Here is a 12,632-nt window from a genome sequence, read left to right on the forward strand (position 1 = left end):
CGATCTACACCTGGCGCCGCCCAGGAGCTGATCGACACCGAGCCTGTGGGGTGTCAATACTCTGCACTGGGCTGTCGACTTGCGGTGATCGTGCACCATCAAGACCGCTCCCCGCCCCGGCTGCGGCTTGACAACCACATAGGGACACCCCCGGCACCGAGCACGAGCTCGGCACCGGGGGTGTGAGGGCTGTACCGCGGATCCGCGGTCACGTCGAGACGACCGTTAGACGGCCGTGCGCGACCACTGCTGGTTGGTGCCGGTGTTGCACGGATACTGCTTGAGGATCACCCCGTCCGCGGTCGATGCGGACGGTACGTCCACGCACTTGCCGCTGTGTCGTGCCCGGAGCTGGAAGTAGCTGCCGTTGGCGACCATCTGGAACTGCTGGTTGGTGCCGGTGCCACAGGTGTACTGGGCGAGCTCGGCACCGTCGGCGGTGGAGGCGCTCAGCACATCGAGGCACTTTCCGCTGTGCTGGCTGACGATCCGCCAGTAGCCGCTGCCCGCGTCCTGGAACTGCCACTGCTGCCACGCGTTGCCGCCGTAGGTGTACTGGCCGACGCGCGCGCTGTTGTCGGTGGTCGCCTGTGCAAGCCCCATGGCCTTGCCGCTGTGGCGCACGTCGATCCGGTAGGCCGTCGGCTGCGGGGTCGTGACGTTGTCGCCCCAGCCGTAGCGGATCCGGTCGGCGCCGGAGGTGTTGCGGATGGTCAGGTTGAGATTGGTGCCGCTGCCGCTCAGGGCGTACATCGAGTACCAGTCATAACCGAGGTTGTCCTTGTACTTGCCACCGAGTGCGGGCCAGTAGGTGCCGCCCATCTGGTTGTCACGCATGACCTGCGCGATGGCACGGAGGTAGCGCACGAAGTTCTCGGAGCTGTTCGCGTCGCCGTAGTTGAGGCCGGTGGACATCGGCGCGCCGAACTCGGTCATGATCGCGCGGGACGCGCAGTTGCCCAGACGCGTCTGGATGTGGCTGCGGAACTGGTCGTAGGTCATCGCGCCGTAGAAGAAGGCGTAGTGGTGGAAGGACAGCAGCGTCGAGTTGAAGCGGCTGTCGTTGCAGATGTCCCGCAGGTCCTGGCTGAAGCCGGTGCCGCCGATGAGCACCCGGCCGGGCACCGCCGAGGTGTGGTAGTTGAGCCAGTTCGCCGCGACGTTGCGCCAGTCCGTCGACGAGTAACCGTGCGGCTCGTTCATCGGCTCGAAGTAGACGTTGCTGTTCGAGCCGTACGTGTTGGTCACGCTGGACCACATCGAGTTCCACGCGGCCATGTTCGTGATCCTGCCGCCGGAGGCCGCGCCGTCCTCCCAATAGGCGAGGATGACCTTGAACCCACGCTCGGTGGCGGCGTCGATGGCGCCGCGGTAGGCGTTCCACCAGGTCGTGTTGGCCACGGTGTGGGTGTTGATGGGCAGCCGGACGGTGTTGACCCCCATGGTGGCGACCATGTCGTCGTAGAGGGCGTTGGCCTTGGCCCGTACTGTCGCGTTGCTGTCGGACTGGCTCAGGCCCTGCACGACGAGCGTGCCGGTGCTGAAGTTGTCACCCATCACGGCCCAGTTCATGCCGCGGAATTGGCTGGTGGCGGCATTGGCCGGTGACGCGGAGACGACGAGGCCTGCCACTGGGGTGAGCGCGGTCACCACAAGGGCGATCAGCAACCGGCGCAACGACCGAGTGCTCCGCGACGGGCCTGATGGGTGTCCATCAGACGCCATGGTCAGTGTCATGAAATGTCCAATCGCTAGATCTTTTCCCGAACGGAAAGCGCTTACCAAATGGTGACCCGATGTGCTATGGCGTTGTGCCAGTCGGGGCCGTCGCGGGCGCTCGACTTGCCGGTCGTGCTCAGACCTGGGTGCGGCTCCACTGCTGGTTGTTGCCGCTGCCGCAGGTGTACTGCTGGATGTCGGCGCCGTCGCCGGTGCCGGAGTTGACGACGTCGAGGCACTTGCCGCTGTGCCGTGCGACGATCCGGAAGTAGCTTCCGGTGGCCTGCCACTGCCATTGCTGGTTGGCGCCGCTGCCGCAGGTGTACTGGATGATGTTGGCCCCGTCGGCGGTGGAGCTGTTCGCCACGTCGAGGCACTTGCCGCTGTTCTGGTTGACGATGCGGAAATAGCCGCTGCCGGCGTCCTGGAACTCCCACTTCTGGTTTCCGCCGCCGTTCCAGGTCCACTGCTTGATCTCGGCGTTGTTCGCGGTGGAGGCCGACACGACGTCCATCACCTTGTCGCTGTTGCGGTTGGTCACGCGGTAGGCCGGCGCCGGGGCGGGCACGTCGGCTACCGGCAGGATCGTGCCGTGGCGGCAACCGGGGCACGTGATCTGGCTCAGGCCCGACCAGGAGTTCAGGTTCGAGCTGGTGGCCGTCCAGATGCCGCCGTTGGTGTACTTGTCGATCCAGATGCGCCAGGAGCCGTCGCTCATCCGCAACACGGCCGGTCCCTCGTAGCCCGAGCTCCACAACTGGCCCTGGTTGCTCCACCCGCCGGTGAGGCTCGTGCTGGTCCAGTGCTCGATGTACTTGGAGGTTTCGTTCTTGGTGAAGGCGTGGTAGGTGCTACCCGACTTCACCACGTAGGTGTCGATGTAGTTGTAGCCGAGGCCACCCATCTGCGCCGGTCCGCTCCAGGAGGTCAGCGAACTGTTCTGGGCGGTGAAGATGTAGGGACGGAAACAGTCGGAGCACGTCGTCTGGGAGATGCTCACGATGATCCGGATGGTGCCGCCCTCGACGTAGAACTCGGGCGCCCACGTGAATCGCGTGTTGGCGACGCCGGAGTTGACACTGGTCACGTGCGTCCAGTTGACCAGGTCGGGGCTGGAGGCGATGTTGAAGTGTGTCGAGTTCGTGGTCCACGACTGGACGGTGTGGGCGATGTAGTAGAGCCCGTTGTGCTGGATGATGCTGGGGTCGCGCAGCACGCCGGACGGGCCGCGGTAGTTGGTGTCGGCCAGCACGCTGAAGTTCGTGCCGTTGGCCGATGAGTAGACCCAGAGCTCCTGGTCGGCAGCGGCGTCTCCCTTGAACGTGGTGTAGACGTAGCCGGGGGCGGCTTGTGCGGGTGATGCGACGGCCACCGCAGTGGCGGCGGCAGTGAGCGCCACGAGGCTGAGTCGGGCCAGCCAACGTCTGACCTTCAGCTGTCTGTTCACGGATGATCTCCTCGCAGGTGAAGTGCCGGCGAAAGTCGGCCTGGGGCTAGGTGTGCGCGGCACTGGGCGGTCGACATCGGCGTCTCCACTCGTGTGTCCGCCGACGTGGTCGGCGTAGGCGGCGGCTGAACCCGGGGCGGTGCAGTGGCCCTGTCGCGAGGGGCACTGTTGGCGGTGTGTGACGGGCGCCGCTGATCTGTGCGAACGCTAACAGGCCGTTGCCTGTCCGCTCAAGAGCGGATTCGGGTGCAGGCAACGGACTCCGGGCAGATTGTCGAACGCTTCGCGACCTCTGTTATCGCTAACAGAGCGCGTCGGCCGTTCTCATGCGATGGTCGCACACCTGCGGTCCGCACGGAGCGAGATCCGCCCCGAACGCCGGGCGTACAACCTGGACCCGGCTACTTCTCGTGCCTGGCACGCCATCAGGAGAAGGGCCAGGTGGCAGCTTGACGGTCTCCTCAGGCCCGCTCTATGGTACGACAGGTAAGCGCTTTCCGCGAGCTCCGTAACATCGCTTCTTCAGACCGTCGGCCCCAGTCGTGGCGATGTCGGCTGCCATGTCACCTGTTGGCCTTTCGCAGGAAGGTCGAATCCGTGTCGAATAAGGAATCGAACACATCGACACGCAGGTCGCTATCGCGCGGTACGGCTATCGCCGGATCATCCCGCTGCTGTCGGAGATCACGGTGGCCGCACCCAAGTAAGACGGAGTCACCTCCATCCGCAACGGCGCCGCGGTGGGCCCTGTTCGTGGACCAGACGGACGATCTCGCCGTTCCCCGCGGTGATGACCGGCACTCGACCGCCTCATCACCGAGGGCTGCCCGAGCGCCCCGGAGGTCCCATCGCGACGGCGGTCCGCTACGAAGCCGCAGCAGCGACCTCCACATGCGACAGCCTCACTAAGGCCGACCACGGCGACTACTGCGGCGCCGGCAACGCGCTTGGCGCGACAGCGCATCGGTCGTGGCATGTGGCACCCACTGCGTAGGCGGGCGTGGCGGTGCGGGGCCTGACCAACGCCTTCCTCGGCCAGCCAAGTGCGGTGGAATACCGGGGCGACCGACACCAACACGGTCTGGATCTTCGAACCCAAGTAGCCAACGAGACGGGCAGGAGGACTTCCATGCATGCCGCCGGACGGTCGGCGCTCGCCGTCAGTGACTCCATCGGACGGGCCACGGCGCGGACCGGGCGGCCGATGGGGGACTGCAACGGCCGGACGGACCAGCAGGGGATCGATGCTGAAACCCTGATCACGGAGGAGGAACAATGCGGACACTCGTCAGATCGCTGGTCGCCGTCGCGGCCCTGGTCGCCGGGGTGGTGTCGTCGACCGGATCCGCGGTTGCCGAATCGAACGGCGGCGTGCGGGTGATGCCGTTGGGTGATTCGATCACCGACGGGTTCAACGTCCCCGGCGGCTACCGGGTCGGGCTGTGGCAGCGGTTGGGGTCGGGCAACTACCGGGTGGACTTCGTCGGCTCGCAGTTCAACGGTCCGGCCTCGCTCGGGGACCACGACCACCAGGGCCACTCCGGCTGGCGCATCGACCAGATCGACGCGAACGTCGTCACCTGGCTGCGGAACACGACCCCGCGCACGGTGCTGCTGCACATCGGTACCAACGACGTCATCCAGAACCGCGACCTCGCCAACGCGCCGGCCCGGCTGTCGGCGCTCGTCGACCGCATCACCGCGACGGTGCCGAACGCCGACGTGTTCGTCGCGACGATCACCCCGCTGTCCGACTCCGCACAGCAGTCCGCCGTCCGCACGTACAACGCCGCGATACCCGGCATGGTGCAGAGCAAGGTCAACGCGGGCAAGCGCGTGCGCCTGGTGGACATGCACGCCGCGTTGACGACGGCGGACCTGGCCGACGGCATCCACCCGACCGCCACCGGCTACGACAAGATGGCCGCCAGGTGGTACTCGGCGCTGCGGTCCGTTCCGGGATCGATCGGCGACCCGACCGTTCCGTCGGGTCGGCAGATCGTCGGTGCGGGGTCGGGCCGCTGCGTGGACGTGCCGAACGGGAACACCACGAACGGCACGCAGGTCCAGTTGTGGGACTGCAACGGCCAGTCGAGCCAGTCGTGGACCTATACGTCCGGCAAGCAGTTGATGTCCGGCGGCAAGTGCCTCGACGCGTCCGGCAAGGGCACCGCCAACGACACCAAGGTGGTCGTCTGGGACTGCAACGGCCAGACCAACCAGCAGTGGAACGTGAACTCGAACGGCACCATCACCGGCGTCCAGTCGAACCTGTGCCTGGACGCCTCCGGTCGCGGAACGACCAACGGCACCAAGCTGGTCCTCTGGTCGTGCAGCGGCCAGACCAACCAGCAGTGGGCCCTGCGCTGACCGGATGACACCTTCGTCCGCGGCGGTGCGGACGGGGATGCGCCTCAGCACGGGTGGCGGGAGGTAGGTGCCGCCTGCCACCCGTGCTGATCGCCCGCACCGCCAGTGGCACGTCCCAATCAGATCGTGCGGCTGTTTTCGTGGTGGAGGGGAGATATGGCGAAGATGTTCCCGACGCCCTGAATCCCCGGACAGCACGCCATCCACCTGGGAAGATCCTCCGCAGCGGCGGGGGTACACCGTCGCATGATCCCTGAGGGGGGACATGAGATCGTCCGGAAGACCCGGGCGCGTCGCGCGCGTCGGGTTGCTCCTCGCCGCCCTGGTCGGAGGCCTCGTCGCGGTGCCCGGCACCGCCGCCGCGGCCCAGAACCCGAACTGGACCACGCTGCGCCCGGCCCAGTGGCTCAGCACCGATTCCCGCACCCCGTTCCGCACCATCACCACCGGTGACGCCCGCGTCGGCTCGTGGCGCGACGGGAACGGCGAGCACCACATCAGCAAGACCTACTTCACCTACGACCTGACCCGGTTCAAGGGCACGACGGTGTTCACGGCCAGGTTCAGCGCCTACGAGACGGCGGTGGGCGACTGCGCCAAGCCGCGCGCGCTCGAACTGTGGACCGCCAAGCCCCACGGACCGATCACCTGGGCGTTCCAGCCGCGCGAACTGGTCAAGGCCCCCGACCCGGCCGGCTCGACGCCGTGCACCGACCCGTGGCTGGTGTGGGACCTGGGCGAGATCGTGAAGAACGCCGTCGCCGAGGGCCGCACGTCGCTGACCCTGGTCGCCCGCATCACCCGAGACCACCAGGGCGATGTCGCCTACGGCCGGAGCCTGGCGACCGGTCCGGGGCTGGAGGTCACCTTCAACACCCCGCCGGGCACGCCCACGGGGCTCGCACTGGAGAACCGGCCGTGCGGCGCGGAGACCGTCACCGCGTCGCGCAGGCCGTTCGCCGGCGCCCTGGTGTCCGACCCGGACCCCGGCGGCATCGACGGCCGGCTGGCGTTCTGGCCGGTCGACACGCCGGACCAGCGCGTCGAGTACGCCGTCTACGGCGGCGGTGGCTCGCTGGCCGGTTACTTCCCGGCGGACATGGTGCAGGACGGCCGGAAGTTCGCCTTCGCCGCCCGCGCCGAGGACGGTCACGCCAACTCCGAGTGGTCCGCGCCCTGCGTGTTCACCGCCGACTTCACCGCGCCCGCCCACGCCCCGACCGTCACCTCCGCGGTCTACCGCGAGGACGCCGGCCCGCCCGGTGACGGCGGCGAAGGCGTCCCGGGCGAGTTCACCTTCGACGCCGCCGGCGACGAGGACGTGGTGGCGTTCGAGTACTCCGGTCACGCCGTGGGCTACGGCCGCGTGTCCGCCGACCGGCCCGGCGGCTCGGCGAGGATCACCACGACGCCGACCACCGACGGTCCGGTGTCCATCGAGGTGTCCGGCGTCGACCGCGCCGGCAACCGCTCTCCCGTCCGCTCCTACCGGTACTGGATCCGCACCACGGCGCCGGCCATGCGGATGCCGTTGTTCGAGCTGGGCGTGCCGGCGGACGTCGTGCTCACCGCGAACCAGGACGGCGCGACCGCGTTCGTCTACCGCTTGGACGACGGCCCGGAGCAGACGGTGCCGGTCGGCGCCGACCGCACGGGCCGCGTGACGCTGACCTTCCTCGCCGGCCAGTCGGAGCACCCGTTCGAGGTGTGGACCGTCGATGCCGGCGGCTTCAAGTCGGGCATCACCGACTGGGACATCCGCGTCGAGCAGTACGAGCCGATGGTCACCACGGACGCGTACGAACCGGCCGTCGGCGACCGGGTCGTGGTCACCGCGACGCCGTGGAGGGACCGGCCCGACGTGGTGGCCTACGTCTTCCAGGTACGCGAGGGCGCGGAGGTGACGGTCCCGGTCGACGCGAACGGCGGCGCGACCTACGAGTACACCGTCGTCGCCCCCGGGTTCCACCTCGCCCGCGCGGCCAGTGTCAACGGCGCCGGCATCCGGTCGGGCTGGGGCGAGGACTGGTTCGACGCCACGGCCCCCGCCCCGACCGCGACCAGCACGGACTACCCGACGGGTCAGGAGGCCGGCGGGCCGGGCGTGGAGGGCTCGTTCACGTTCTCGTCGCCGCACCTGCCGGTGGCGTCCTTCCGCTACCGGTTCAACGGCGGCGAGGAGCACACCGTCGCGGCGGGCCCGGACGGCACCGCGACCGTCCGGTGGACGCCGAAGGCGCCGGGGCCGGCCGGGCTGCGGGTGGTCGGCGTGTCCGCGAGCGGCTTCGATACCGAACCCCGGTACCACTCGTTCGCGGTCAAGGCGCTGCCGCCGACCTTGACCAGCCCGCAGTACCCTGAGGGCGGGCCGTCGACGGGCAAGGTGGGCGAGCCCATCGAGTTCGTAGCGACCCCGAACGTGGCCGGGTCGCACGAGGTGGTCTGGAGCGTCGGCTTCGGCGAGTTCGTCGCGTCGGTCGGACCGGACGGCAAGGCGAGGTTCACCCACGTCCCGCAGTCGCAGGGCAACCTCGTGGTGCAGGTGTCGAGCCGGACGCCGGACGGCACGGTGTCGGGCACGGCGTACAAGGGTTTCTACGTGTCCCCGTGACGATCGCCTGATGAACGCCTTGCGTTGGCCAGCGCTTCACCACGAGGTTCCGCGTGGCCCGTCGGCCCAGCCGACGGGTCACGCCCCCGTCAGGAAGGTGGAGCACCTTTGTCCCCTTGTTGACCGGCCAGCCCGCCGATCGGGTTCAGCGGACGTAGATGTTCGGCTGGGGCGGGGTGCTCATGCCGTTGCCGAGGAAGAAGCTCGGGTGTGGCGGCTGGTTGTAGGAGGTGTTCTGCCACGCGATGGCCACGCGGTACTGGGCGTCGTGCATGAGGGTGTGGATCCGCCGGTCGGTCTGCGTCGTCGTGGCGTACCGGACGGCGATGGTCGCGGAGCCCGCCACGGACGCCGTCACGGCGAACTGCGCTGCCGCCCCGACTGCGTTGTCTCCATTGCAGAACCCGCTGCCGGAGTAGCCGGCGTGGTTGGACTCGATGACACCGGCGCAGGTGGCAGGTGCGCTTTCCACCTCGTAACGGGTCGCTGCCGCCGACGCCGCAGGGATGACGACACCGCTGCCGGTCACGGTCAAGGCGACGCCGACAGCGAGCAGTGCTGCTCGCCGCCTGTGTAAAAGCATGACGGACCTCCAAAAGGTAAGTCGGATGACATCGGGTTGCCGGTGGCGCAGACCGGTGACGGTGTCGGCGGAGTACTTGGGCCGACGAACCGAGCGCTACAAGACGGCGCGGCCACCGTGCCTCTGATCGCTGGGGTCAGTAGCCGGTCCGGAAGGTGGCGTCCTGGCGATCCACTGCGGGTGACGCGGTCGAGATCGGGTCGATGCGCAGCACGTAGTCGGCGTGCCGGATGTGGCGGTCGGGGAAGTTGTGGGAGCGGAACGAGGTCCACGTCGGGTCGGCCAGGCCCGCGACCCGGTGGAAGGTGGCGTCGGCGGCGAAGGTCGAACTGCCGTCGTTCGCCGCCGGGGTGAGCACGTAGTTCGTGTGGCGCAGGTAGCGGTCGGGGTGGTTGACCGACCGGAACGACACTCCGGCCGAGGAGGCCAGGCCCGGGACGAGTTGCCACATCGCGTCCTGACTTACGCTGATGAGAGGGTGTTCGGACGCCTCGTCGATGATGTGGCTACTGTCGATCTCGGCGGCCACGCCGTGTCATGGCACTGCGTTTCGGTCTGGCTCCGCGGCCAGCCACCCGAAGTGGCGAGCGGTGTTCGCCAGGATGTCCATCAGCTGTGGTGCGATACCGAACCGTTCGCGGTTGATCGTCAGGCTGTCTGCGAGGTCACCATGCGAGGTGCGTTCGGTGGCCGCCTTCCAGTCCGCCAGCATCTCAAGCAGGTCGACCAGGGTCATGCCGCTGATCCCGTCGGCAAAGTGCTCTGGGTGATGACGGTTGTGCGCGTAATGGTGTCGCAGCCCCTCGCCCATCGCGTCGACCAGGGTCCGATACTCCACGCTGCCGTAGGTCGCGGCACGCAGTTGCGGCACGACCTCGTCGTAGACGGCCCGCTCCGGCTCGCGGGTCTTGCTCAGGTCGTGTCGGACCGACCGGTCAAGCAACTCCTTGATCAGCTCGCCCATCAGCTCGGCGACTCGCAGGCTATGCCACAGAGTGTCTGGCGTGGAGTCGTACGACATGGTCATGTACCCCCTCTGATGTGGGCCTCCTCAACCCATCATCCAGGACGCCCGTGATGCGATTCCCAACGCGCAGGATCAAGTGTGCAGTCTGCACCTGATCCGGAATGCCCACGTCGGCAATCTCACCACGGCCCAGCGCTTCTCCCCCCTGGCCCGCCACGCCCAGCCGGGACCGCGCGACCCGTGGCATGTGAGGGCGTTGGCGGTTCGTCGTAGGGCGGCGCCGCTGACCCACACTTCTCGATGCCTTGCGGCGAACGTGCGAAGTCCTTACCGCAATAGTGCGTGATCGAAGTCGGCGGAGTCGGCTATCCCTGCGTCTACACACCGGCGTCGGACGTGAGGGGGAACGCGCCATGGGGAAGGATTTCCGACACGTGAAAGACGGCCGTCCCGGTGCCGCCAGCGGACGGGGTGGCGACAGCGCCGTGGGCAGTCCCGATGGTGCGGTCGGGTCGCAGCTGGGGCACTCTTCGTCCTCCGGCGCAGTCGTGCAGGCGGGTCGGGACGCGATGGTCACTGTTGAGCACCATGTCCACCACCGAGGGGCGACCGTCTGGCCGGCGCGGGTCGGGTTGGCCGTGCTGGTTTCGGTGTGTGGCACGGCGACGCTGGTGGGCGTCGTCATGGTTGCTCGCAGTGACCTCGTGGTCCAGGCTGTGCCCGCGTGGACGGTGCCTGTCACAGCGACACTTGCCGCCATTCCCTTGCTGTCGCAGCGAACACGGCGGAGGAGGGGCGCTCATCGAGTCGAGGGCCCATTAACAGTGCTGCGTTGAGTCCGCACTGACATCGGCAGAAGCGGATGGTTCGGCGCCGTGCCGGCGATGGCGCTACGTGCTCGAGTGGACAGGAGAAGGAGCGAATCCGGAGAGCAGGTCGTGCCTCGAATGCGACGAACGACGTTCAACCTGCGTCAGCGGCGTTGTCGGCTCGTCGACCTGAATGTTTTCGCAGTTCAGAATGATTTCGGCCGTCGCTGAGGGAGGAGTTCTACCGTGTGGACAAGTGGTCGTCTCTTCAGGCGCGACGTGTCTGCACAGTCGTCGCCCGAGATCGCATCGAAGTGCCTACCGATCCGGCTTGATCACGTGGTGCGCGCCTTCGAGGTGCTCGGCCACTCCTGAGGGGTGAATCAGGCGGGGGTCAGGGGAAACCCTGATGGCAGGGTGCCTCGACGCGGACATGCTGGAGGTGTCAAGGGACATCCGCAGTTCGAGGAGAGTAATGAGCGAATCCAAGTCCGAGTCCAACCGTGCCGCCGTCGACTCGGTGGTCGACGCCGTTCGCGGGTTGGTCGGAGAGGGCATCAATCGTCGCGTGGTCGTGCGTGACAGCAAGGACGACGTGGTGCTGGAGGTGCCGGTGGCTCTCGGGTTGGTCGCGGCGCTGGCCGCTCCGGTGGTGACAACGATCGGTGTTGGTGTCGCGCTGGTCGGCAAGTGCGGAATCAAGCTCGAGAACCGCCGGCAGCCCGGTGGTCAGCCCGCGACGACGGTCGACACCGAGCAGGTGTAGTCAGCGGCCGCGGGTTCCCGTGGCCGCTGACGTCCATGCGGGCGGGACGCGGGCTGGTGCCGTCGCCAGTGGTGGTGACGGCACCGCGCATGGCGCTGTGGCTGGGGACCGCTTGGGTGTGCTGGTGGACTGCGGCGAACCAGTGCGTCGGGTGGTAACGCCCGATCGGCAACAGCTCACCAGCCACACGACGTGGGCGTCGTGGCTTGGGCGGACGGCGTGTCCGGCTGCGGGCTCCGACCCATTGTGAATGTGGTGGTGAGCCCGGCGGTGAGCGGTCTCGGGAGCGCTGAGGGGTTGCCCTGATGCTGGGGATGACCCCAGCTGGCGTTGGGCCGTTCACTTGATCTGCTCGGCCAGCGCGATGATGATGCCTGCGGGGCCGCGGAGGTAGCAGAGCCGGTAGCTGTTCTCGTACTGCACCAGCTCGCCGATGAGTTCGGCTCCGTGTGGCCGCAAGCGGTCGAGGGTGTCGTCGATGTCTTCGACGGCGTACATGATGCGATGTGTGCCCAGCGTGTTCGCCGGAGCGTGCGGGTCGCCGTCTCGGCTCGAAGGCGTGTGGTACTTGGTCAGCTCGAGCCGTCCGTGGCCGTCCGGGGTGCGCATCATCGCGATGTCCGATCGGACTCCCTCGAGCCCGACGAGGCGATCCACCGCGCTGCCCTCGACGGTCGCCTCGCCTTCCAGCTCCAGTCCGAGTTCGGCGAAGAACGCCTTGGCGGCCGCGAGGTCGTCGACGACGATGGCGATGTTGTCCATCCGCTGGATCGTCCCGCGCTCAGGAGCGGTGTCGTTCATGATGATCTCCTTTTGGGGCAAGCGTTTCCGATTCGGCTGCGCGTGTGCGTGTTCAGGCGCGCTGACGTTCCTTCTGCCGCTGCATGAGTTCTTCGATGGCGGTGGGCAGGGTGGTCTCGAAGTCGATCAGCTTGGCCCAGGTCGGCTTCACCACGACCCGGACCATGCCGTCGTAGAGCGACTTCACGCCGGCCTCCCACTCGGTCCGTTGCTCGGGCGTCATCTCGTAGGTGCCGTTCCACTGGAGGTACTCGTCCGGGATGCCGTCGACGACATCCAGCTCCGCCTTGCCGCGGATGAGCAGGACTTTCGGCGGGTGCGACTCGGTGTCGATCGTCAGCGCGACCGTGGGATTGCGGCGCAACGCCGGGAGTTTCCGCGCGTTCGTCGCGGTGCACATGACGATTTCCTCGCCTTTCCAGACGGTTCCGATCGGGATCGCCCGCGGGGTGCCGTCCAGCGCGGTGAACGCCAGTCTGGCCAGGTCACGGGCCAGCAGTTCCTGGCTGAGCGGGCGGTTCAGCACCTCGTCGACGGCGTGCTGGTCCATGGTTCGAGC

The 12,632-nt window shown here is 67.8% G+C and carries 10 protein-coding genes; 3 read left to right on the forward strand and 7 right to left on the reverse strand.

Annotated elements, in window-relative coordinates; translation table 11 throughout:
• Positions 1-225: 225 nt before the first annotated feature.
• Both ALI22I_RS07955 and ALI22I_RS47515 read right to left on the reverse strand, forming a co-directional pair.
• The gene (locus ALI22I_RS07955; protein WP_238598185.1) at positions 226-1,677 is read right to left on the reverse strand and encodes an RICIN domain-containing protein; all 1,452 of its coding nucleotides are present in this window, start codon (positions 1,675-1,677) and stop codon (positions 226-228) included.
• Positions 1,678-1,855: 178 nt separating this feature from the next.
• Positions 1,856-3,166 carry an RICIN domain-containing protein gene (locus tag ALI22I_RS47515; protein WP_202970857.1) on the reverse strand — a complete coding sequence of 437 codons (1,311 nt, stop codon included), beginning with the start codon at positions 3,164-3,166 and terminating at the stop codon, positions 1,856-1,858.
• Between the two features lie 1,275 nt (positions 3,167-4,441).
• On the opposite strand from ALI22I_RS47515, the gene ALI22I_RS07970 reads away from it, so the two are divergent.
• Together ALI22I_RS07970 and ALI22I_RS07975 are read left to right on the forward strand one after the other, a co-directional pair.
• On the forward strand, positions 4,442-5,536 hold the full coding sequence (locus tag ALI22I_RS07970; RefSeq protein ID WP_077004842.1) for an SGNH/GDSL hydrolase family protein: 1,095 nt from the start codon (positions 4,442-4,444) through the stop codon (positions 5,534-5,536).
• 265 nt (positions 5,537-5,801) lie between these two features.
• On the forward strand, positions 5,802-8,147 hold the full coding sequence (locus ALI22I_RS07975) for a hypothetical protein (RefSeq protein WP_143532050.1): 2,346 nt from the start codon (positions 5,802-5,804) through the stop codon (positions 8,145-8,147).
• A gap of 145 nt (positions 8,148-8,292) precedes the next feature.
• Here the strand turns inward: ALI22I_RS07975 and ALI22I_RS52220 are convergent, their stop codons facing one another.
• The 3 genes from ALI22I_RS52220 to ALI22I_RS07990 all read right to left on the reverse strand — a co-directional run bounded on the left by ALI22I_RS52220 (position 8,293) and on the right by ALI22I_RS07990 (position 9,757).
• On the reverse strand, positions 8,293-8,730 hold the full coding sequence (locus ALI22I_RS52220; protein WP_202970864.1) for a rhamnogalacturonan lyase family protein: 438 nt from the start codon (positions 8,728-8,730) through the stop codon (positions 8,293-8,295).
• A gap of 136 nt (positions 8,731-8,866) precedes the next feature.
• Complete coding sequence (locus ALI22I_RS07985) at positions 8,867-9,259, reverse strand: AbfB domain-containing protein (RefSeq protein ID WP_274522764.1); 393 nt, start codon at positions 9,257-9,259, stop codon at positions 8,867-8,869.
• A gap of 6 nt (positions 9,260-9,265) precedes the next feature.
• Positions 9,266-9,757, reverse strand: a complete 492-nt coding sequence (locus ALI22I_RS07990; RefSeq protein ID WP_238598191.1) for a DUF5662 family protein — start codon at positions 9,755-9,757, stop codon at positions 9,266-9,268.
• Between the two features lie 1,224 nt (positions 9,758-10,981).
• On the opposite strand from ALI22I_RS07990, the gene ALI22I_RS07995 reads away from it, so the two are divergent.
• The gene (locus tag ALI22I_RS07995) at positions 10,982-11,272 is read left to right on the forward strand and encodes a DUF4342 domain-containing protein (RefSeq protein ID WP_077004844.1); all 291 of its coding nucleotides are present in this window, start codon (positions 10,982-10,984) and stop codon (positions 11,270-11,272) included.
• A gap of 339 nt (positions 11,273-11,611) precedes the next feature.
• On the opposite strand, the gene ALI22I_RS08000 is transcribed toward ALI22I_RS07995, so the two are convergent.
• Both ALI22I_RS08000 and ALI22I_RS08005 read right to left on the reverse strand, forming a co-directional pair.
• Positions 11,612-12,073: a VOC family protein gene (locus tag ALI22I_RS08000; RefSeq protein WP_077004845.1), complete on the reverse strand. Its 462-nt coding sequence runs from the start codon at positions 12,071-12,073 to the stop codon at positions 11,612-11,614.
• A 52-nt stretch (positions 12,074-12,125) separates the two neighbouring features.
• Positions 12,126-12,623: a pyridoxamine 5'-phosphate oxidase family protein gene (locus tag ALI22I_RS08005; protein WP_077004846.1), complete on the reverse strand. Its 498-nt coding sequence runs from the start codon at positions 12,621-12,623 to the stop codon at positions 12,126-12,128.
• Between the last annotated feature and the right edge of the window lie 9 nt (positions 12,624-12,632).

The sequence above is a fragment of the Saccharothrix sp. ALI-22-I genome (assembly GCF_001984175.1).
Taxonomy (GTDB): Bacteria; Actinomycetota; Actinomycetes; order Mycobacteriales; family Pseudonocardiaceae; genus Actinosynnema.